Raw genomic sequence first — 23,527 nt, forward strand, 5'->3', positions numbered from 1 at the left:
ATAAAGCCATATAAAAATCGTGATTTAGGGCTCGACCAATTGATGTGAATCGCTATAATGAAACTCACTTGCTTGCATAGCAATAGGTTACATATCACTAAAGACTTATGAAAACATAAGATGTTTGAGGGTAGATACTATATTGTTTATCAAGTAGATAGCTTCTTTTTATACTGAAGCTGCGAGTAAGGTACTCGATGTTTAGGTGGCATATATTAAAAATTAATCCGCCATCAGTAACATCTTGGTAAACATTATTTTCATGTGTTTATTTGCCTATTCTACGATGATCGGAACACATCATCGTCTGCAATTTAAGTCTCATTTCTGAGCATATTCCAATGGATGGTTTCTTTCTGACTGCTTTAACATTTTTAGCAGAGGATAGTTGCATGCATTTTTTAGTAGACCATCTTGCTGTTAGCCATTGAATTGAATCGTTTCAACCTGATGATTGATATGGTTATACAGAGAGTTTTTATATTAATTATTTGAAGATAATCCTATGGATAACACAGCAGTAAAACAGCCATTAAACGCTGGCAATACAAAAGCATTAATGAAGTGGAATAAAACTGACATTACATGGATGCTTGGTTTATATGGTACGGCAGTCGGTGCAGGCACACTATTTTTGCCTATTGAAGCAGGTATCGGTGGTATCTGGCCTTTGTTGGTTATGACCATTTTGGCATTGCCGATGACATTTTTTGCGCATCGTGCATTATGCCGTTTTGTGCTATCAGGCTCAGGTCAACAAGGTGATGATATTACTGAAGTGGTAGAAGAGCACTTTGGTTCAAAAGCCGGTTATTTGATCACATTTTTATACTTCTTTGCGATTTACCCCATTTTGCTGGTTTACAGTGTGGCGATCACCAATACGGTCGAGAGCTTTATGATAAATCAGTTGCAGATGACGCCGCCACCGCGTGCAATTTTGTCTCTAGTGCTGATTGTTGGTTTAATGGCGATTGTCGGTTGTGGTGAGAAGCTGATCGTGAAAGCGATGAGCGTGCTGGTATTCCCGTTTGTGGCAGTATTAGTATTTATGTCTTTGTACCTGATCCCTGAGTGGAACACCTCTATTTTCCATTACGTGCCTGCTGGCGGTGATGGTGTGATGAATATTGCAAAAACATTGTGGTTAGTTATTCCGGTGATGGTGTTCTCTTTTAATCACTCTCCGATTATCTCTTCATTTGCGGTAGAGCAAAAGCAGCAATACGGCGCACTGGCAGATAAGAAAAGCTCACGCATTTTGCTGATGAGCCACATCATGATGGTGATCACTGTGATGTTCTTTGTGTTCAGTTGTGTATTGAGCTTATCTCCGGCTGAACTGGCACAGGCAAAAGCAGATAATATCTCAATTTTATCTTTTTTAGCCAACAAGTTTAACAATCCTGTTATTGCTTATTTAGCACCGATGATCGCGTTTGTGGCGATAACTAAATCTTTCTTGGGGCACTATTTAGGCACGCGTGAAGGTTTGAATGGTCTGGTACTGAAAGCGGCACGCAGAAAAGGTAAAACGGTACAAACCACAACGTTGAACCGTATTACTGCTATTTTTATTCTGCTAACTACCTGGGGTATTGCAACATTGAACCCAAGCATTCTGCATATTATTGAGATGCTGGGTGGCCCGGTTATTGCGTTACTGTTATTCATCATGCCAATGTATGCAGTACGTAAAGTACCGGCGATGAAAAAGTATGCGGGTTCACCAAGCAATATTTTTGTGACTTTGATTGGTTGTATCGCAATTTCAGCTATTTTCTATACGCTGTCTCATTAATAGGTAAAACAGCGTTATTGAAAAAATAGGCTGTTTATAAAAAAAAAAGGCGCTGATTTTTCAGCGCCTTTTTTATGCTTGTTATTGCGAGGCTATCAATAATGTGAACAATCATAGAAATGAGCGGTTAACCAACAACGCCCGGTAATAGCCCGAATGATCCGGCAATTTGAATAGCAATAATGGCAATGCCTGAAGCGAACACAACGAAAATTCCGATAATGCCTCCGCTCACTTTATAGCTGTTTAAACCATATGTGTAGATTTGGTGGCTTGGTTTTAGGCTACGGCTTGAGGAAGTATCGCCTGAGTGACGGCGCATTTTCCACACCATAGCAGCAGGCAGTAACAAGGCCAGAATAGCCAGTGCAATGGCGGCATAGCCGAGTGCCATCACAAATCCCTGCGGATAGAAAAGTGCAAAGATAAGCGGAGGGATAAAAGTGATTAAGCCTGTTTGTAAGCGACCTGATGCATTGTCACTGCGGCGGAATGCGTCTGCCAGAAAGTCAAACATGCCAAGCGTCACACCCAAAAATGAGGTGGCTAATGCCATATCAGCGAAAATGCGCACCGCAGCATCGACTTTTGGGTTGGCAACTACGTTATCTACAGCATGCATTAAACCGGCTAAACTTGGGTTCTCAGCTAAAATAGAGGTCATTTGTGCTTGGTTGATAGCACCATGTGTAGCAAGTTGCCACAAAATATAGGCAAATAATGGAATAGCACTGCCCAGTATCAGCACAAATTTTAGCTTTTTGGTGTCACCATTGAGATAGCGTACGAGGCTAGGAATACTGCCATGAAAACCAAATGAGGTAAAAATTACCGGAATAGCCGATAAAATTAGCCCTTGCTCCAGTGGCATTGCCAATAAATTTGTTCCTTCTACGTGTGGTAACATGAGGAACAGCATCAGAATGAGCGCAATAACTTTCACGGTAAACAGCACACGGTTTAGTGCATCAACAGCCCGTGTACTGATACATACCGCACCGCCAAGCAGAGCTGTAAACAACAAAGTACCTTGCAGTGGGCTGAAATCCCAGTGCAGCCAAAGCTTGAGATTGTTCGATAACTGGCCGCCACCTCCGGTGATATACGCGGCGATTAGCGCATACATTAAAAATGCCATACTGCTGCTGGCAATCCAGCGGCCAGCCGTCCCAAAGCACTGTTCTGCTAATGAGCCTAACCCTGCATCAGGTGCAGCATGCTGGTGAACTTCTAGCAGCATTAATGCGCTGTAGCAGGTGAGAGCCCACAAACCTAACATCATTATCAAGGTGGCAGTAAAGCCAATTCCGGCAGAGGCCAGTGGCATGGCCAGCATTCCTGCACCTATTGTCGTTCCGGCAACAATCAGAACGCTTCCTATAAAACGGTTTTTCACTTTGCGACCTCTTTTTCTTCCGGCATTAATTTTATATTTTATTTATCAGCAAGTTATTAACCGGCAACAGTAGGTAACAAGCCTGACGCTGAGGCTATCTGCACTGCAATAACAAAAAGCCCAAGTACTGCAACCAGTGCTAATCCGGCAGTTCCTCCCATAACCTGATAGGCATAGGGTTTTTGCTGTGCTTGTTGTCTGGCTTTTCTGACCATTGCAGCAGGTAACAACAGTGCCAGTATCGCCAACGGAATAGCCGCATAGCCAAGAGCTAAAATAAAGCCTTGCGGGTAGAATAATGCGAACAATACTGGGGGGATAAAGGTCAACAGCCCTGTTTGCATGCGCCCTGATGCCTGATTACTGCGGCGGCAGGCATCGGCCAGAAAATCAAACAGTGCCAGTGAAACGCCTAAAAATGAGGTAGCAAGTGCCATGTCGGCAAAAATACGGACGGCCAGATCAACGCGCGGGTTTTGAACTACCGAATCAACCGTTTCCATCAGCCCTGACAGGGTTGGGTTGACATCAATAATATGGGTGAATGCCTGCTGACTGATTGCACCATGAGTGGCGAGTTGCCAGAGAATATAGATTACCAGTGGAATGGCACTACCGGTAAGAAAAACAAAGCGTAATTTTGCCGCATCACCTTCTAGGTAGCGCACTAAACTGGTTGTACAGATATGAAAACCAAATGAGGTGAAAAATACCGGTAAAGCAGAGAGTAGTAGCATATTCTGAACGGGCATTGCGGTCAGGTTTTGTGCTTCAACATGGGGGATCAGGAGCAATAAAACCAGTGCTAGTGCAATCAGCTTAATGCTGAATAACACACGATTGCAGGAATCTACAAAACGTGTGCTGACACACACAGCGCCACCCAACAATACAGTAAACAGTAGCGTGCCTTGTGTCGGGGTTAGGGCCCAGCCAAACCAGCTGTTTATATTGTGAACCAGTTGGCTACCGCCACCGGTAATATAGGCGGCAGTCAGTGCATACATCAGAAATAACATGCTAAAACTGATTAACCAGCGGCCGGGTTTGCCTAGATAGCGTTCTGCCAGAGCGCTGAGAGCCGGCTCTTCTGGTGCAGATAAATGCACTTCAACCAGCATCAGCGCGCTATAGCTCATTAATGCCCATAATCCAATCATCATTGCTAGGGTGGGTAAAAAACCGATTCCCGCAGAAGCCAGTGGCATTGCTAACATTCCTGCACCTATCGTGATGCCTGCCACAATCAAAATACTACCTAAAACTCGGCTTTTCACTGATGACTCCCTCTGCCTATAAACATAACCGCGAGTATAAAATCCAATAATACATTCAGCGTCTGCTGTATTTAACCAACAGTTAACAATGTTTGATTATTTAATCTGATTATTTATCAAATAAACGAATGAATATTCTGCAGATTAAATAATAAGCCCATGGCTGTCAAACTCTGTTTGCAATGTAAACTTTTAATTACACCCTTGGTGTTTCGAGCATAATCAGTGTGATAAATGGAGATATATTCAAAATAAGTGTAATTTTTAAATTACACTTTGCTGGTTTCCTCCTGTAATGTGGGCTGGAAACTGTATGAAAATATGGCAGACTTCGTTTTTGATCCAACAAATAGCAAAACGGAATTTTCTCTTTTTTATTAAATGGTTAAGATGTATGCATAGTGTAGAGTTCAGGCGAGGCGGGTCGTCTGCATCACATCAAGGAGACCCACATGAGTAAAGCATTGCGCGTTGAGATGATCAGCACCGGAGATGAAGTGCTACAGGGTGAGATAGTCGACACTAATGCAGCATGGCTGGCGCAACGGTTATCTCAAAGTGGCGTTCCGCTGACTTATCGGGCAACGGCAGGCGATAACCTTGAGAGCTTAGTTCGCTGTTTTACAGATCGCAGCATGCAAGCTGATATCATTATAGTGAACGGGGGTTTAGGGCCAACCAGTGATGATCTCTCTGCCGAGGCTGCCGCATATGCACTGAACCAGCGGTTAGTGGTCAATTTGGTGTGGTTAGATACATTGCAACAACGTTATGCTGCGTCAGGAAAAGTGATGCCTGAATCGAACAGCAAACAAGCACTATTGCCTGAATATGCCGAGATTATTGATAACCCTGTTGGTACGGCGTGCGGGTTTATGTTTAAGCTCAATGGCTGTTTACTCTTTTTTACCCCTGGCGTGCCATTTGAGTTTAAGGCGATGATTGATCAGCAAATTATTCCGCTGATTCAACAGCGTTTTACATTGCCTGCCGCGCCTATTTGTCTACGTATCACCTCATTTGGTTTAACGGAAAGCGGTATTGCAGATCGCCTTGCCATACTAAATGTTCCTACTGGTGTAGTGATAGGCTACCGTTCGGCATTGCCGTTTATTGAAATTAAAGTGTCAGGGCCTGCTGAACTGCACAGTGATTTGCTTAAATTGATGAATCAGATTGCGGATATTTTGGAAGATAATATTGTTTTTTCGGGCAGCGGATCATTACCTGAACAGTTGGGTGATTTTTTAGCACTGAGTAAAATAACATTGTCTCTTTCTGAAACCTTTACCGGTGGGTTAGTGGCTGCCACATTGCAAGATGATCAGCGAACTGCACTGGCTCTGCGTCAGGGGTGGGTGATTGGCCAGACAGATCAGCGCTTGCCAGATAACCAAAAACTGCTCGGGCATGCTATTGCTATGGCAGAGGCGAGTCGGGAGCGAACCGGAGCTGATTTGGGGTTATCTACCTCGCGGATTTTACTGGTTGATAACCATATTGAAGTGGCCGTAGCATTAGCCGATAGTCGTAATGAGTTTGGCCAACGGGTTAAATTAAATGTACGCCACGCAGCTGAGCAGCGAGTTATTGTAACAACATTACTGCTTGATATGTTGCGCCGCTATTTAGAGTCGCGTGATATTTTTGGCCATTATGAGTGGATTGAGTCTCTTGAAACGGTGGTGATCCCTAAATAAGGGCAATATAAAAACCACATGAAAAGAGAGATAAACAGTGATAAAGATATGGATATTGTAGTCGGTAAAGTCACTAAAATAATTAGCGTGAGTACTCAATTTCAATATCAGAGACAGGCACGCAACAACAGAGCAAAATTTCATCAGTAGCAATAAATGCTAGAGGTACTTGAGAATAAGTAACTCGCCCACTAAGTAAACGAGAACGACATGCACCACAAAACCCTGAACGACATTGAAATTCAGGATAATATTGCGCTTGCTCTAGTGTTTCAAGCAGACTTTGTTGCCCGCGATACTCAATGACCGCAGGCGAAACAGAAACTGAGTTCGGATCATGCAAGGCGATCCGAAAATAGCGTTTAGAGCTCAAAATCGTCTAAATCTGCTTGATTAACTTCAGCGTCAATTTGACCAACCAGATACGAGCTCACTTCTACCTCTTGTGGCGCAACTTGTACGTTGTCAGAGACCAGCCAGCTGTTAATCCACGGAATCGGGTTTGAGCGCGCTGGGAATGGCATAATCAGGCCCACCGCTTGCATACGAATATTGGTGATATATTCAACATATTGGCACAAAATATCTTTATTCAGGCCAATCATAGAACCATCTTTAAACAGATACTCAGCCCAATTTTTCTCTTGTTCTGCCGCTTCTAAAAATAGATTAAAACAAGCGGCTTCACACTCTGTTGCAATCTCCGCCATTTCAGGATCATCACGCCCTGTACGCATTAAATTGATGATGTGCTGTGTGCCGGTTAAGTGCAGTGCTTCATCACGTGCAATCATCTTAATGATCTTGGCGTTGCCTTCCATCAGTTCACGTTCAGCAAACGCAAACGAACAGGCAAAACTGACATAAAAGCGTACCGCTTCGAGCGCATTGACGCTCATCAGACACAGATACAGCGTCTTTTTCAGCTCCCGCAGGCTGATCGTGTGGGTTGTACCATTGATCGTATGTGTGCCTTCACCGAGTAGGTGATACAGATTACTGTCATGGATCAGTTTATCGTAATAGCCTGAAATATCGGTAGCACGCTTTTTAATCTCTTCATTGACCACGATATCATCAAACACCACCGCAGGGTCTTTCATGATATTGCGGATAATGTGGGTATATGAGCGCGAATGAATGGTTTCGGAAAATGACCACGTTTCAATCCACGTTTCAAGTTCTGGGATAGAAACGAGTGGTAGCAATGCTACGTTCGGGCTGCGCCCTTGAATAGAGTCGAGCAGCGTCTGGTATTTTAAGTTACTGATAAATATGTGTTTTTCATGCTCTGGCAGTGATTGATAGTCAATTCTGTCACGAGAGACATCAACCTCTTCTGGTCGCCAGAAGAAAGAGAGCTGTTTTTCGATCAGGCGCTCAAAAATTTCATGTTTTTGCTGATCATAACGAGCCACGTTAACGGGTTGGCCGAAGAACATCGGTTCTAATAATTGATTATTTTTATGTTGACTGAACGTGGTGTAAGCCATGAAACGTTACCTTTGTTCTGAAAGAAAACAGAGCTGCAGAGTATAGCGTGCTACGTGTTTTCAGTACAAAAAAATACGTTTTGGTAATTGAAAAATAAAAAGGATCACCTCAGTAATAAGGTGATCCTTTTCGTTTAAGCTTTGATCATGCTATTAGATTTTGCACGCACCACTTTCACAATCATCAATAGCCGTAGGTGCAACATCATCTTGCAGATCGTCAGCACCATCACGGGTGTTTTGGTAATACAGTGTCTTAACACCGTATTTGTAAGCGGTCAGCAGATCTTTTAGCAGTTGCTTCATGGGTACTTTTTGACCTGGGAAGCGTGCCGGATCGTAGTTAGTATTTGCAGAAATCGACTGATCGATAAACTTCTGGATTATCCCAACAATATGCAAGTAACCATCATTGTTAGGAATATCCCACAGCAGCTCGTAGGCATTTTGCAGTTCATCATATTCAGGCACAACTTGCTTTAAGATCCCGTCTTTCGAAGCCTTCACACTGATATGACCACGCGGCGGTTCAATACCGTTGGTTGCGTTCGATATTTGTGATGACGTTTCTGATGGCATCAGTGCCGACAGGGTAGAGTTACGCAAACCGTGAGTTTTAATCTCGTGGCGCAGCGTTTCCCAGTCATAGTGCAACGGCTCTTTAGTCAGCAGATCCAGATCTTTTTTATAGGTATCAATCGGTAAAATGCCCTGTGAATAGGTGGTTTCATTAAACCACGGGCAAGCGCCTTGCTCTTTTGCCAGCTTATTCGATGCTTTTAGCAGGAAGTATTGAACCGCTTCAAAGGTGCGGTGAGTCAGATCATTGGCGCTGCCATCAGAGTAACGTACGCCGTTTTTCGCTAAATAGTAGGCATAGTTAATGACACCAATACCCAGAGTACGGCGGCCCATTGAACCCCGTTGCGCAGCTGGAATTGGGTAGTCTTGGTAATCAAGCAGTGAGTCGAGTGCACGAACAGCCAAATCAGCCAGCTCTTCAAGCTCATCAAGGTTATTGATAGCCCCGAGATTGAATGCAGACAATGTACAAAGTGCAATTTCACCCTGCTCATCGTTCACATCATTCATCGGCTTGGTTGGCAAGGCAATTTCCAGACACAAGTTTGACTGACGAATCGGAGCCACATGTGAATCAAACGGACTGTGCGTGTTGCAGTGATCAACATTTTGGATATAAATCCGGCCGGTAGACGCACGCTCTTGCATCATCAATGAGAACAAGTCCAGAGCTTTAACACTCTTTTTACGGATACTGCTGTCTTGCTCATATTGGATATACAGCTGTTCGAATTTGTTCTGATCCATAAAGAATGCATCATATAAACCTGGTACATCTGATGGGCTGAACAGGGTAATGTTGCCGCCTTTAATCAGACGCTGATACATCAGCTTGTTGATTTGTACGCCGTAATCCATATGGCGAACACGGTTCTCTTCGACACCGCGGTTATTTTTCAGTACCAGCAAGTCTTCTACTTCTAGATGCCATAACGGGTAGAACAGTGTTGCTGCACCACCGCGTACGCCGCCTTGTGAGCACGATTTCACCGCACTTTGGAAGTGCTTATAAAAAGGAATACAACCGGTGTGGAATGCTTCCCCGCCACGAATCTCGCTGCCCAGAGCACGAATACGGCCGGCATTAATGCCGATGCCTGCACGCTGTGAGACATATTTAACAATGGCGCTGGATGTGGCGTTGATAGAGTCAAGGCTGTCACCACACTCGATCAACACACATGAGCTGAACTGGCGGGTTGGGGTGCGTACACCAGACATAATCGGTGTTGGCAGTGAGATCTTAAATGTTGAGATCGCATCATAGAAACGGCGGATATAGTCAAGACGCGTTTCACGTGGGTAGTTCGCAAACAGACAGGCTGCAACCAAGATGTACAGAAATTGAGCACTCTCATAAATTTTGCCGCTGACACGGTTTTGTACCAGATATTTCCCCTCTAACTGCTTTACTGCAGCATACGAGAAGTTCATATCACGCCAGTGATCCAAAAACTCATCCATCAGCGAAAACTCTTCTTCGCTGTAATTTTCCAGCAGTTCAGCGTCGTATTTACCTAACTCCACCATGTTTTTGACATGGGTGTACAGTGCCGGCGGCTCAAACTGACCATAGGCTTTTTTACGCAGATGGAAAATAGCCAAACGCGCAGCCAGATATTGATAATCTGGGGATTCACGCGAGATCAGATCTGCTGCTGCTTTGATGATGGTCTCGTGGATGTTTTCGGTTTTGATCCCATTGTAAAACTGAATGTGCGAACGTAATTCAACCTGCGAAACCGACACATTGTTAAGACCTTCAGCCGCCCATGTAATGACCCGGTGGATCTTATCCAGATCAATGCGCTCTTCGCGTCCGTCACGTTTAGTTACTAGCAGAGATTGAGTCATAGTTCTTTTATTCAGCCAATGTAATATAAAAAGTAGATAATACCGAACGCGCTATACCTACCGTGTTGTACGGGGCAACACGGTTTAAAAGTGCGTGAACGCGATGATCGGATACGCACAAAAATGCATGCTATCGCGCTCTGTACTTGACAGAGTAGAATAAGCATGCAACACAACATATGGGGTATCTACAGGAATTAGATAACAAGATAGTGAGGTATTATCACAGATGCAAGTGTACAAAAAATTGTAATCTTGTGGATAACTGTGTTGAATCTTGGTGTTGTGAGTAGTCACTTACTTTGACATAAACAGCGTATTTCGCCTCTTCAAAATGCAAGGCTTTTTTATTAAAATTATCTCGCTAGAAAAATTTTTTTTTGATCTGAAGCCATTCGCACAGCTTTTATGCAAACCGGATAAACATGCAGCAGATCAAATTTTGCTATAACAGGATCATCGTGGTTGATACGGTTCTGACTACGACGAAACAGACAATATTATCGTTATCGCCGTAGCCAAAAGATCATGCAAGATCGTCACAACGAGTGTGGATCATATAATTAACATCGATATCTTTGCGCAGTGAGAACTGATTGAGTAAGGGGTTAAACGTAATCCCTATAATGTCTTGTTCGCGCAGCGGGGTAGCATCAATCCAGTGCAGCAACTCTGATGGGCGGATGAATTTTTTGAAGTTATGTGTACCCTTGGGCACCATGCGTAACAGGTATTCTGCGCCGACTATCGCCAATAGAAATGATTTTGGATTGCGGTTTAGAGTGGAAAAAAAGACATGACCGTTTGGTTTGACCAAGCGTGCACAAGCGCGAACAATTGACTCAGGATCAGGCACATGCTCTAGCATCTCCATGCAGGTGACAATGTCATATTGACCGGCATGCTGATCAGCATGCTCTTCAACCGTTTGTTGTATGTAGTTGACATCAACACCGCTTTCTAGCGCATGCAGGCGTGCTATTTGCAGCGGCTCTGCGCCCATATCCAGACCAGTAACGTGTGCGCCTTCCCGTGCCAAACTTTCTGACAAAATACCGCCACCACACCCTACATCGAGCACTTTTTTGCCAAAAACACCTTCAGTGGCATCAAGAATATAGCTAAGACGCAGCGGATTAATGCGGTGTAACGGCTTAAATTCACCTTCGAGATCCCACCATGTTGAGGCAACGGCTTCAAATTTGGCGATTTCGTGATCATCAACATTACGATTGTTTTGCATGGATAAAACGCATCCCTTCATACACTATTATTATGACAATTATACCTGATCTACTGCAGATAAATATCGACTATGGGTAGATTGCTCGTATTTACCTGTTTTGATGAGCACACTTATTAACATAAATAGAGATAGCTTGATTGCTCTGGCTGTTCTCGTGGCCATTTTGCAGCAGGAATACGCGTGTCTTGTTTTTTATACACTGGGCGTAAAGTTTGCTTTTGTGGTATAGTCTTACACCTTTTTCATCCGGTCAGACGACAATTAGCTGAGGGAATGTGGCGCCATGAGCGACCTAGCCAAAGAAATCACGCCGGTCAATATCGAAGAAGAGCTGAAAAGCTCCTATCTGGACTATGCAATGTCCGTGATTGTCGGACGAGCCTTACCAGATGTGCGTGACGGCCTTAAGCCGGTTCACCGCCGTGTGTTGTACGCAATGAGCGTACTCGGTAATGACTGGAACAAACCTTATAAGAAATCGGCCCGTGTGGTCGGTGATGTAATCGGTAAATATCACCCGCATGGTGATAGTGCTGTTTATGACACTATTGTGCGTATGGCGCAGCCATTTTCCCTGCGCTATATGTTGGTTGACGGTCAGGGTAACTTTGGTTCGATTGACGGCGACTCTGCCGCTGCAATGCGTTATACCGAAGTCCGTATGTCTAAGATTGCCCATGAATTACTGGCTGATCTGGATAAAGAAACCGTTGACTACGTGCCTAACTACGACGGTAGCGAGCAAATTCCTGCTGTGCTGCCAACGAAAATCCCGAACCTGCTGGTGAATGGTTCATCGGGGATTGCCGTAGGTATGGCGACCAATATTCCCCCACACAACCTCACAGAAGTGATCGACGGTTGTCTGGCGTATATTGAAAACCCAGAAATTACCATTGATGAGTTGATGGTACACATTCCGGGCCCTGATTTCCCGACGGCGGCAATTATCAATGGCCGTAAGGGTATTGAAGATGCTTACCGTACCGGTCGCGGTAAAGTGTACATGCGTGCACGTGCCGATGTGGAAGCCGATGAGAAAACCGGCCGTGAAACAATTATTGTTCACGAAATTCCGTATCAGGTGAACAAAGCGCGGCTGATTGAGAAAATTGCCGAGCTGGTAAAAGATAAAAAAGTTGAAGGTATCAGTGCACTGCGTGACGAGTCTGATAAAGACGGTATGCGTATTGTCATTGAGATCAAGCGTGATGCAGTCGGTGAAGTGGTACTGAATAATCTGTACTCACAAACCCAGTTGCAAACCACGTTTGGTATCAACATGGTGGCACTGAGTCAAGGTCAGCCAAAGCTGCTGAACTTAAAAGATATGCTTGAAGCGTTCGTGCTGCACCGCCGTGAAGTGGTAACACGCCGTACGGTGTATGAGCTACGTAAAGCGCGTGATCGTGCACATATCTTGGAAGGTCTAGCCGTTGCGCTGGCAAATATCGATGAGATTATTGAGCTGATCCGTCGCACGCCTACACCAGCAGAAGCGAAAGCGGCTCTGGTTGCGCGTGGTTGGAATCTGGGCCACGTTTCAGTGATGTTGGAAGCGGCTGGCGTTGATGCCGCTCGCCCTGACTGGCTGGAAGCGCAGTTTGGTATTCGTGATAACCAATATTTCCTGACCGAGCAACAAGCACAGGCTATTTTGGATCTGCGTTTACACAAACTGACCGGTCTTGAGCATGAAAAACTGCTGGATGAGTACAAAGCACTGCTCGCGCAGATCGCCGAACTGCTGTATATCCTGCAAAATCCTGCTCGTCTGATGGAAGTGATTTGCGAAGAGCTGAACAGCATTCGTGATCAGTTTGGTGATAAGCGTCGTACTGAAATTACTGCTAACAGTGCTGACATCAACATTGAAGATCTGATTAATCAGGAAGATGTGGTTGTTACGCTGTCGCACGAAGGGTATGTGAAATATCAGCCGCTGACTGAGTATGAAGCGCAGCGTCGTGGTGGTAAGGGTAAATCAGCAACCAAGATGAAAGAGGAAGATTTCATCGAACGTCTGCTGGTGGCCAATACCCACGATACTATCTTGTGCTTCTCTAGCCGTGGCCGTTTGTACTGGCTGAAAGTGTACCAGTTGCCATTGGCCAGCCGTGGTGCGCGTGGTCGCCCGATTGTGAACTTGCTGCCATTAGAAGAGAACGAGCGGATCACTGCTATTTTGCCAGTTCGTGAATATGAAGAGGATAAATACATCTTCATGGCAACGGCAAACGGTACAGTGAAGAAAACGCCACTGACTGATTTTAGTCGCCCACGTAGTGCCGGTATCATTGCGCTGAACCTCAATGATGACGATACCCTGATCGGTGTTGATCTGACTGACGGTCAGAATGAAGTGATGCTGTTCTCTGCCGAAGGTAAAGTAGTTCGCTTCCTTGAAGATCAGGTGCGACCTATGGGCCGTACAGCAACGGGTGTTCGTGGTATCAAACTGAGCGAGCGTGATAACGTTGTTTCACTGATTATTCCGCAAGGCGAAGGCGAAATCTTAACCGTAACCGCAAATGGTTATGGTAAGCGTACTGCGTCGGCTGAATACCCAACTAAATCACGTGCAACACAGGGTGTTATCTCGATTAAAGTCAGCGAGCGTAATGGTCTGGTGGTTGGCGCGGTTCAGGTGGCTGAAAGTGATCAAATTATGATCATCACCGATGCGGGAACACTGGTTCGTACACGTGTGAAAGAGGTGAGCATTGTGGGTCGAAATACCCAAGGTGTGACCTTAATCCGCACGTCTGAACAAGAACATGTTGTTGGTTTACAGCGCATTCTTGATGCGGATGATGAAGATCTTGATGATACTGATCTTGACGCAACTGACAGTGAAATCAGTGATACAAATACCACTGACCTTGCACAAGAGAGCACTCAAGACACAGATAATCAAGCAACAGATAGCGATCAAACAGCTGAGTAAATACCTCAAGATTGTTTGAATATAAACCGATAAAAAGGGATGCCGCATTAGTGCGACATCCCTTTTTTTATTTCAGCGAGTATCGGGGTCAGTTATGGCATTTTGTTGTGTTGAGCGTGTTGGGTTTGTTCAACTTGTTTGACAAAGTGTGTCTTTGGATCTTTACCACACGCTTCTACGACCATTGGAATGACCTGTTCTACACTGGCAACATCAAGCGTAGCGCCTTCGGGCTTCTCTTTTTGATTAAACCCCTCGGCAAAATAGACCGCATTTGGGCGGAAAGACTCATCAAGTGCAAGAAAATCCTCACATGTCCACTGTGCAACCGGTGTTTTTGGTGATTCAGGAACCATTTTATCTTTCATGGATTTTGCAGCATCGGCAACAGAGGTTGCTGCATCTTGCACAGAAGAGATAGCGGTGCTCGCAGCATCGGTTAGGGTATCGGCAGCAAAAGCAGCAGAAGTGGAGAGTGTCAGGGCAGTGATAGCGAACAATACAGAACGTTTCATCGTAGCTCCTTAAACAATATAAAACCGATAAGCATTTTCTGGTAATAACATGGTGATGCGAAGTGCCATAAAAATATAGTGCAGATCAGTTGAAAGGGTGTTTTAAAAATGTAATTTAATATCGATCTTATGTTAGATCTTACATCAAAAAAAAAGCGGCTGTGATGTAAAGCATTTGCATGAAAATTTGACCAGTGATAAAACCGCGTCATGGGATATGGATAATTAACGCTAACATTAGGACAGGTTCTTATTATGCAACAGGTATTTAATTTCAGCGCAGGCCCCGCAATGTTACCGGCTGATGTGCTAAAACAAGCGCAGCAAGAGTTAATTAACTGGCATGATCTGGGTACCTCAGTGATGGAGATCAGCCATCGCAGTAAACAGTTTATGGCCGTTGCAAATCAGGCGGAACAAGATCTGCGTGATCTGCTCGCTATTCCTGATAATTATAAAGTGTTGTTTTGTCAGGGTGGGGCGCGTGCACAATTTGCCGCCGTGCCATTGAACCTACTGGGTGATGCTACGCACGCTGATTATGTTGATGGCGGCTACTGGGCGCACAGTGCCATCAAAGAAGCGAAAAAATATTGCATACCCAATGTGCTAGATATCACCGAGCGTCGTGATGGCTTGCGCGCGGTGAAACCGATGCGCGAGTGGTCACTGTCAGCTGATGCTGCATTTGTACATTATTGCCCAAATGAAACTATTGATGGCTTGGAGATTAGTGAGCAGCCAGATTTTGGCGATAAAATCGTGGTAGCCGATATGTCATCAACCTTATTATCCCGCCCGATTGATGTGAGCCGCTATGGGGTCATTTATGCCGGAGCGCAGAAAAATATTGGCCCTTCCGGTTTAACGCTGGTGATTGTGCGTGATGATTTGCTTGATCGTGCTCAGAACATGCTGCCTTCTGTACTGGGTTATCGTGTACTGTTTGAGAATGACTCGATGTTCAATACGCCACCGACTTTTGCATGGTATTTGTCAGGGTTAGTCTTTAAGTGGCTGAAAGCACATGGCGGTATTGCGGCGATGGGGCAGCGCAATCAGGCGAAAGCCGAATTACTGTACGGCTACATTGATAGGTCTGATTTCTACCAAAATGATGTGCATCCCGATAACCGCTCTTGGATGAACGTACCGTTTACACTGCCATCGGCCGAGTTGGATGCTCTGTTTTTGGCGGAGTCATTTGAGGCTGGTTTGCATGCACTAAAAGGCCATCGGATTGTCGGTGGTATGCGAGCGTCCATTTATAACGCGATGCCAATTGAAGGTGTTCAGGCGTTGGTTAACTTTATGGATGACTTTGCCCACCGCAATGCATAATGGGTGTCATGCAAAGCGATAAAATCGCAAAGATAGAGACAAAATCTGAGTGGTAATAAAAGTAAAAAAGGCGCGGATAAAGCGCCTTTTTCGTTATGGATTATTCGGTTGTAATATCAAGGCTTTTGCCAGTCAGTGGTGTGGTAAATACCTTCCCGATCTAGGCGCTGATAAGTATGCGCACCAAAATAATCCCGTTGGGCCTGAATCAGATTGGCCGGTAATACTGCACTGCGGTAGCTGTCGTAATAGGCAATGGCTGAAGAGAATGTTGGCACAGCAATACCGTGTAGAATTGCCTGTGCGGTAATATTACGCAGTGAAGCCTGATAGCGGTCGGCGGCTTGCTGGAAATAAGGCGCAATCAGTAGGTTATCGAGAACAGCACCCTGTTGGTAGGCTTCGGCAATTTTTTGCAAAAATTGGGCGCGGATAATACAGCCTGCACGAAAAATTTTGGCAATTTCGCCTAACGGTAAATTCCACTGGTATGTTTCAGAAGCCTGTTGTAACTGAGCAAACCCTTGTGCATATGAAATAATTTTACTTAAATACAGCCCTTGACGAATTTGCTCAATTAAATCATTTGGATGGCCATTAAGCTGTTGATCAACAGGGCCAGAGAGTAAACGGCTGGCTTTAATACGTTGCTCTTTTAGTGCCGATAAATAACGGGCAAAAACTGATTCAGTGATCAGACTCAACGGTACACCAAGATCCAGCGCGCTCTGACTGGTCCATTTACCTGTACCTTTATTGCCTGCAGCATCAAGGATGACATCCAGCAGATACTCACCGGTTAACGGGTCTTTTTTACGCAGAATATCGGCGGTGATCTCAATCAGATAACTGTTTAGTTCGCCCTGATTCCACTCGTGGAAGATATCGGCCATCTGATCATTTGAGAGCTTTAACCCGTATTTCAGCAGTGCATAAGCCTCAGTGATCAGTTGCATATCACCGTACTCAATGCCGTTATGCACCATCTTCACATAGTGTCCAGCACCGCCGGTACCGATATAGGTAACGCAAGGCTCACCCTCATATTGTGCGGCAATCTTACCCAATATAGGCGCAATATGCTGATAAGCCTCTTTATCCCCACTTGGCATAATAGAAGGCCCGCGCAGCGCACCCTCTTCACCGCCGGAAATACCGGTACCGATAAAGTTAATACCGTGTTCGGCAAGCATTGCCGCACGTCGCTCGGTATCAAGAAAATAGGTATTACCGCCGTCGACCACAATATCACCAATACTGAGTAACGGAATTAATGCCGTTAGCGTATCATCCGTGGGCTCACCCGCTTTTACCATCAGAATGATTTTGCGTGGAGCTTCAATATTAGCAACAAAATCTGCTAAGTGCTGATAAGGAGTTAAACTCGCCTCAGGATGTGAATCAATCACTTCCTGCGTACGTAAAAAAGATCGGTTAAATATCGCCACCGAGAACCCGCGGCTTGCCAAATTACGGGCAAGATTACTGCCCATGACTGCCATACCGATCACACCAACTTGTTGTTTATTCATCTTATGCGTTGCCTTGTATTCAGTATAAAATTCGTTAAACAATCTTTATTTAATAATTTTATCAATAGCACAAAGAGATAGTCGTGACTATTTTCAATACGTGAGAAAATAAGACAAGATGGTTTTACCTATATTTATCATATGCATAAGCTATTAATATTCATTATAGGCTCAACGTGCCTTACTGAGTTTTTCACTGAGTATGTGATGGTTTTTGTATAATTGTACTCGCCAGAAAACCGATAACCCGATATAACGGAGTGAGTAACTTTTTACGGATAGCATCAGGGAAAAGGAGTAGAAACCTCATGAGTTGTGACTTTACTGCATATGTAAATACCGGCATTCGCGGGTTATCGCCGTATCAGGCAGGTAAGCCGGTAGAGGAGCTAGAGCGTGAATTGGGGATCAGCAATATCGTTAAACTCGCCTCAAATGAGAATCCGCTCGGATTAGCCCCGTCAGTACAGCAGGCACTCACACAGGCTCTGAGTGATTTGAGCCGTTATCCTGATGCCAACGGATTTTACCTAAAGCAGACACTGGCAGCCCATTTTGGTACGCAAGAAGCCCAGATCACACTGGGTAATGGCTCAAATGATCTGCTGGAAATGATTGCTCGGGTCTTTGTCAGTGAACAAGATGAAGTGATTTATGCCCAGCATGCCTTTATTGTATACCCGCTGGTGGTACAGGCACTCAATGCACATGCTGTTGTCGTACCTGCGCGCGAGTGGGGGCATGATCTCAGTGCGATGCTGGCAGCGATTACGGCAAAAACTAAACTGATTTTTATTGCCAACCCGAATAACCCGACCGGTACTTTTCTAGAAACAGCTGAACTGGCTGACTTTTTACAGCAAGTACCTCCGCACGTCATGGTTGTGCTTGATGAGGCCTATACTGAATTTGTGCCACTGGCCCGCCGCTCACCCTCTATTGAGTGGGTAGAAAACTTCCCCAACCTGATTGTTTGCCGTACTTTCTCTAAAGCCTATGGTTTGGCGGGCTTACGCATAGGTTACGCTGTATCTCATCCTGAGGTAGCCGGACTACTTAACCGCCTGCGCCAGCCGTTCAACTGTAGCAGCTTGGCATTACTGGCGGCCCAAACCGTACTGGCTGATGACGCTTATCTGGCCGCCTCAGTTGAAAATAACCGTCAGGGCATGCAGCAGTTGATCACCTTTTGCCAGCAAAAGGGCATTGCCTATATCCCTTCATTAGGGAATTTTATTACGCTGGATATGGGGCAGCCAGCCGCGCCTCTTTATGAGCAACTGTTGCAGCAAGGCGTTATTGTGCGCCCGATAGCCGGTTATGGCATGCCAAATCATCTGCGTGTCAGTATCGGTTTACCGCATGAAAACCAGCGGTTTATTGATGCATTAACGCCGCTACTGGCCTGAATACCCCCATGTTGATTGCAATATGGCGGCGCTTTTATTGTGGCATTGCAAACTAAAACCGCCAATAAGCCACACAATCGCGACATATAAAATAACCATAAATAACAGCAAATGTATGTGCAGGAGTACGAGAGTATCAGTATGGATTCGTTAACCCTTAACCCAATACCACACGTCAGCGGCACCATTAATCTGCCCGGTTCCAAAAGTGTATCAAACCGCGCCCTGCTGTTGGCGGCGCTGGCAAAAGGCACAACCCGCCTGACCAACTTACTCGACAGTGATGATGTACGACACATGCTGAGTGCACTCACCGCACTGGGTGTGACTTATCACCTGTCTGATGATCGCACAACCTGTGATGTGCAGGGGATAGGCCATACTTTTGCACTACCAGCTAGCACTGATGCTTCGCCGTTAACGCTTTTTTTGGGTAATGCCGGTACCGCCATGCGGCCGTTAGCTGCCACACTGAGCCTTGGCGCGGGCAGTGTTATTCTTACCGGTGAACCGCGCATGAAAGAGCGCCCAATAGGGCATCTGGTTGATGCTTTGCGCCAGGCCGGAGCCGATATTCAATATCTTGAGCAAGAAAACTACCCACCGCTACTGATCCGCGGAAAAAGCCTTCAGGGTGGAAAAGTGACCATTGATGGCTCAGTGTCTAGCCAGTTTCTCACCGCCTTCTTGATGGCTGCCCCCCTGTTTAATGGCCATACCGAACTGCACATTCAAGGCGAACTGGTCTCAAAACCTTATATTGATATCACCCTGCATATCATGGCGGTATTTGGTGTACAGATAACACACGAAAACTATCAGGTTTTCCATATTCAAGGTCAGCAACAATACCTCTCGCCAGAGAATTATTTGGTGGAGGGCGATGCCTCTTCTGCTTCGTATTTTTTAGCGGCGGCAGCAATTAAAGGCGGAACGATTCGCGTTACCGGCATTGGCCGTAACAGCGTGCAAGGCGATGTGAAGTTTGCCGACGTACTGGAAAAAATGGGCGCTAAAATTCGCTGGGCAGATGACTATGTTGAGTGTCAGCGCGGTGAACTCAAAGGCATTGATTTGGATATGAACCATATCCCTGATGCCGCCATGACCATTGCCACTACAGCCCTGTTTGCGCAGGGGGAAACCTGTATCCGTAACGTATATAACTGGCGGGTTAAAGAGACCGACCGTTTAGCGGCAATGGCGACTGAGCTGCGCAAAGTTGGGGCCATTGTTGAAGAGGGGCATGACTATATCCGCATCGTACCGCCTGCGGTTTTGCAGCATGCCAACATTGAAACCTACAATGACCACCGTATGGCCATGTGTTTTTCACTCGTTGCATTGTCAGATACTCCGGTCACTATTCTTGATCCGGCATGTACCTCTAAAACATTTCCTGACTATTTTCAGCGTTTTCATACCCTAGCGCGGGAATAAACCATTTAGCGGGTGGATACTCTTCTTTTCATGCTTACCGCAGTCATCTAAACAGATGACTGCCGTTACCGCGATTTGCGCTTTCATTACATATCTATATTTATACATGCACATATCGCTGTAATAAAATGAATGCTAATAAGCAACATGCTCATTTATAGCCTATTTATAATAAAAGCTGAGCGTAAGTGCAAAAAGCATACTGTTTACGGGATAGAAACGGGCTCAGTGTTATTTCCTCTAATCCATTTATGAATACTGGCGTTTAATTTCCTGCATCTTCTTCGGATAACCTCACTTTTCCAGTATAATCCCGCGCAACATAGCGCCCGGCAAAAAACGCCCCGCACACTGAGTGTGTCGGTACTCTTTTTGTCACTTATATGGCGTATTACGCGGAACTTAACGGAGGATGCCATGTCAGATCACACGCAGTTCAATGCGAACTCTGTCAATCCCGTCATTACAGTTGATGGCCCAAGCGGTGCAGGTAAAGGCACATTGTGCAAAGCACTGGCTGAACAACTGGGTTGGCACTTACTTGACTCAGGCGCGATTTATCGCGTACTGGCCATGGCTGCATTGCATCATCACATTGACATTGAATCAGAAGATGCCTTAGTGCCGCTGGCAGCACACCTAGATGTACAATTTAAGTCAGTTGACGGCCACGTTTGTGTGATTTTAGAAGGCGAAGATGTTTCGCATGATATCCGCACTGAAACTGTCGGCAATATTGCTTCGCGTGCCGCGGCATTTCCGCGTGTGCGTGAAGCCCTGCTGCGTCGTCAGCGCGCCTTTCGCACCGCTCCCGGCTTGATTGCTGATGGCCGCGACATGGGTACAGTTGTTTTCCCTGATGCACCGGTAAAGATCTTTTTAGATGCCAGCGCAGAAGAGCGAGCACAGCGTCGTATGTTGCAGTTGCAGGCGAAAGGGTTTGATGTTAACTTTGAGCGCCTCTTAGTCGAGATCCGTGAACGCGATCACCGTGATCGTAATCGAGCGGTTGCACCGCTGATTGCTGCCGATGACGCACTGTTACTGGATTCGACTGAAATGCCAATAGAACAAGTAATTGAAACGGCAATGGAATATGTCAGGAAAACACTGAAGCGTTAAGCCGGTGTTTGACGCATATTTTGCTGTTGTCTCGCTTTTTTGTTATATTGGCATGTTCTATCAGCGGACTGCATGGATGCGGCGAGCTATTTTAAAGCAACCCCATTTAGCAGGACGTTAAATGGTAGTTATCTTTCATTAGTGAAGATTAATAAACATGACTGAATCTTTTGCTCAACTCTTTGAAGAGTCCCTAAAAGAACTGGAAACCCGTCCAGGTTCTATCGTTCGTGGTACTGTTATCGCTATTCAGAACGGTATCGTTCTGGTTGATGCTGGCCTGAAGTCCGAGTCTGCAATCCCAGCTGAACAGTTCAAGAACGCACAGGGTGAGCTGGAAATCAACGTCGGTGACGAAGTTGACGTAGCACTGGACGCAGTAGAAGATGGCTTCGGTGAAACTCTGCTGTCTCGTGAAAAAGCGAAGCGTCACGAAGCTTGGCTGATGCTGGAAAAAGCATACGAAGAAGCTGCAACCGTTATCGGTGTGATTAACGGCAAGGTAAAAGGTGGTTTCACTGTAGAACTGAACGGTATCCGTGCGTTCCTGCCAGGTTCACTGGTAGACGTTCGTCCAGTTCGTGACACTACTCACCTGGAATACAAAGAGCTTGAGTTCAAAGTAATCAAGCTGGATCAAAAGCGTAACAACGTTGTTGTTTCTCGTCGTGCAGTTATCGAGTCTGAGAACAGCCAAGAGCGTGATCAGCTGCTAGAAAACCTGCAAGAAGGCATGGAAGTTAAGGGTATCGTTAAGAACCTGACTGACTACGGTGCATTCGTTGACTTGGGCGGCGTTGATGGCCTGCTGCACATCACTGATATGGCATGGAAGCGCGTTAAGCATCCAAGCGAAATCGTGAACGTTGGCGACGAAATCACTGTTAAAGTGCTGAAGTTTGACCGTGAGCGTACCCGTGTTTCTCTGGGTCTGAAGCAACTGGGTGAAGATCCATGGGTTGCTATCGCTAAGCGTTACCCAGAAAGCACTCGTCTGACTGGCCGTGTAACTAACCTGACTGATTACGGCTGCTTCGTAGAGATCGAAGAAGGCGTTGAAGGTCTGGTACACGTTTCAGAAATGGATTGGACCAACAAAAACATCCACCCATCTAAAGTTGTTAACGTGGGTGATGTTGTTGAAGTTATGGTTCTTGACATCGACGAAGAGCGTCGTCGTATCTCCCTGGGTCTGAAGCAGTGCAAATCTAACCCATGGCAGCTGTTCGCAGAAACCCACGCTAAGGGTGACCGCGTAGAAGGCAAGATCAAGTCAATCACTGACTTCGGTATCTTCATTGGTCTGGACGGCGGCATCGACGGTCTGGTTCACCTGTCTGACATCTCCTGGAACGTTGCAGGCGAAGAAGCAGTACGTGAATTCAAGAAAGGCGACGAAATCGCAGCAGTAGTTCTGCAAGTTGATGCAGAGCGTGAGCGTATCTCTCTGGGCGTTAAGCAACTGGAAGAAGATCCGTTCAACAACTTCATGTCTGTTTACAAGAAAGGTGCTATTGTTACTGGTAAAGTAACCGCAGTTGATGCGAAAGGCGCTACTGTTGAGCTGACTGACGGCGTTGAAGGCTACCTGCGTGCTTCTGAAGCATCTCGTGACCGTATCGAAGACGCGACTTTAGTTCTGAGCGTTGGCGATGAAGTTGAAGCGAAGTTCACCGGTGTTGACCGTAAGAACCGTGTTGTAAACTTGTCTGTTCGCGCGAAAGACCAAGCTGAAGAAACCGAAGCAATGGCAACACTGAACAACAAGCAAGATGAAGCTGCGTTTGGTAATGCAATGGCTGAAGCATTCAAAGCTGCTAAAGGCGAATAATTAACCGATTTAGGAAGTAGATTACTGCTTCCTGATGGTAA

The 23,527-nt window shown here is 45.6% G+C and carries 16 protein-coding genes; 8 read left to right on the forward strand and 8 right to left on the reverse strand.

Going from position 1 to position 23,527, the window contains the following annotated elements; all coding sequences use genetic code 11:
• Positions 1–505 precede the first annotated feature (505 nt).
• Positions 506–1,801 carry a serine/threonine transporter gene (locus ACRC53_RS02920; protein WP_438642074.1) on the forward strand — a complete coding sequence of 432 codons (1,296 nt, stop codon included), beginning with the start codon at positions 506–508 and terminating at the stop codon, positions 1,799–1,801.
• Positions 1,802–1,928: 127 nt separating this feature from the next.
• Here the strand turns inward: ACRC53_RS02920 and tyrP (ACRC53_RS02925) are convergent, their stop codons facing one another.
• Positions 1,929–3,137 (reverse strand): tyrosine transporter TyrP, encoded by a 1,209-nt coding sequence (gene tyrP / locus ACRC53_RS02925; protein ID WP_438642075.1) that lies wholly within the window; start codon positions 3,135–3,137, stop codon positions 1,929–1,931.
• Positions 3,138–3,253: 116 nt separating this feature from the next.
• Positions 3,254–4,474, reverse strand: coding sequence for a tyrosine transporter TyrP (gene tyrP / locus ACRC53_RS02930; protein ID WP_438621874.1), 1,221 nt, complete (start codon positions 4,472–4,474; stop codon positions 3,254–3,256).
• 452 nt (positions 4,475–4,926) lie between these two features.
• Between tyrP (ACRC53_RS02930) and ACRC53_RS02935 the strand changes: the two genes are divergently transcribed.
• The gene (locus tag ACRC53_RS02935; RefSeq protein WP_438642076.1) at positions 4,927–6,174 is read left to right on the forward strand and encodes a CinA family nicotinamide mononucleotide deamidase-related protein; all 1,248 of its coding nucleotides are present in this window, start codon (positions 4,927–4,929) and stop codon (positions 6,172–6,174) included.
• An 82-nt stretch (positions 6,175–6,256) separates the two neighbouring features.
• On the opposite strand, the gene yfaE is transcribed toward ACRC53_RS02935, so the two are convergent.
• The 4 genes from yfaE to ubiG form a co-directional block, all read right to left on the reverse strand.
• The gene (gene yfaE / locus ACRC53_RS02940; RefSeq protein ID WP_438642489.1) at positions 6,257–6,478 is read right to left on the reverse strand and encodes a class I ribonucleotide reductase maintenance protein YfaE; all 222 of its coding nucleotides are present in this window, start codon (positions 6,476–6,478) and stop codon (positions 6,257–6,259) included.
• 58 nt (positions 6,479–6,536) lie between these two features.
• Entirely contained in the window at positions 6,537–7,667 is a 1,131-nt protein-coding gene (nrdB, locus tag ACRC53_RS02945; protein WP_438642077.1) for a class Ia ribonucleoside-diphosphate reductase subunit beta, read from the reverse strand.
• 153 nt (positions 7,668–7,820) lie between these two features.
• Complete coding sequence (nrdA, locus tag ACRC53_RS02950) at positions 7,821–10,103, reverse strand: class 1a ribonucleoside-diphosphate reductase subunit alpha (RefSeq protein WP_438642078.1); 2,283 nt, start codon at positions 10,101–10,103, stop codon at positions 7,821–7,823.
• A gap of 526 nt (positions 10,104–10,629) precedes the next feature.
• The gene (ubiG, locus tag ACRC53_RS02955) at positions 10,630–11,346 is read right to left on the reverse strand and encodes a bifunctional 2-polyprenyl-6-hydroxyphenol methylase/3-demethylubiquinol 3-O-methyltransferase UbiG (protein ID WP_438642079.1); all 717 of its coding nucleotides are present in this window, start codon (positions 11,344–11,346) and stop codon (positions 10,630–10,632) included.
• A gap of 286 nt (positions 11,347–11,632) precedes the next feature.
• Between ubiG and gyrA the strand changes: the two genes are divergently transcribed.
• On the forward strand, positions 11,633–14,296 hold the full coding sequence (gene gyrA / locus ACRC53_RS02960; RefSeq protein ID WP_438642080.1) for a DNA topoisomerase (ATP-hydrolyzing) subunit A: 2,664 nt from the start codon (positions 11,633–11,635) through the stop codon (positions 14,294–14,296).
• A 92-nt stretch (positions 14,297–14,388) separates the two neighbouring features.
• On the opposite strand, the gene hdeA is transcribed toward gyrA, so the two are convergent.
• A complete protein-coding gene (gene hdeA, locus ACRC53_RS02965; RefSeq protein WP_438642081.1) occupies positions 14,389–14,811 on the reverse strand; it encodes an acid-activated periplasmic chaperone HdeA in 423 nt (140 codons plus the stop codon).
• Between the two features lie 255 nt (positions 14,812–15,066).
• Here hdeA and serC point away from each other — a divergent pair, with 255 nt between their 5' ends.
• Positions 15,067–16,152: a 3-phosphoserine/phosphohydroxythreonine transaminase gene (serC, locus tag ACRC53_RS02970; RefSeq protein WP_438642082.1), complete on the forward strand. Its 1,086-nt coding sequence runs from the start codon at positions 15,067–15,069 to the stop codon at positions 16,150–16,152.
• A 116-nt stretch (positions 16,153–16,268) separates the two neighbouring features.
• On the opposite strand, the gene gndA is transcribed toward serC, so the two are convergent.
• Entirely contained in the window at positions 16,269–17,684 is a 1,416-nt protein-coding gene (gene gndA, locus ACRC53_RS02975; RefSeq protein ID WP_438642083.1) for an NADP-dependent phosphogluconate dehydrogenase, read from the reverse strand.
• A 308-nt stretch (positions 17,685–17,992) separates the two neighbouring features.
• On the opposite strand from gndA, the gene hisC reads away from it, so the two are divergent.
• The 4 genes from hisC to rpsA all read left to right on the forward strand — a co-directional run bounded on the left by hisC (position 17,993) and on the right by rpsA (position 23,486).
• Entirely contained in the window at positions 17,993–19,093 is a 1,101-nt protein-coding gene (gene hisC, locus ACRC53_RS02980) for a histidinol-phosphate transaminase (RefSeq protein WP_438642084.1), read from the forward strand.
• Positions 19,094–19,234: 141 nt separating this feature from the next.
• Positions 19,235–20,533, forward strand: coding sequence for a 3-phosphoshikimate 1-carboxyvinyltransferase (gene aroA / locus ACRC53_RS02985; protein ID WP_438642085.1), 1,299 nt, complete (start codon positions 19,235–19,237; stop codon positions 20,531–20,533).
• A gap of 417 nt (positions 20,534–20,950) precedes the next feature.
• Positions 20,951–21,655: a (d)CMP kinase gene (gene cmk, locus ACRC53_RS02990; RefSeq protein ID WP_438621864.1), complete on the forward strand. Its 705-nt coding sequence runs from the start codon at positions 20,951–20,953 to the stop codon at positions 21,653–21,655.
• Positions 21,656–21,812: 157 nt separating this feature from the next.
• Positions 21,813–23,486 (forward strand): 30S ribosomal protein S1, encoded by a 1,674-nt coding sequence (gene rpsA, locus ACRC53_RS02995; RefSeq protein ID WP_438621863.1) that lies wholly within the window; start codon positions 21,813–21,815, stop codon positions 23,484–23,486.
• Positions 23,487–23,527: the final 41 nt, after the last annotated feature.

It is taken from the genome of Plesiomonas sp. (genome assembly GCF_051652165.1).
Taxonomy (GTDB): domain Bacteria; phylum Pseudomonadota; class Gammaproteobacteria; order Enterobacterales; family CAMTGL01; genus Plesiomonas.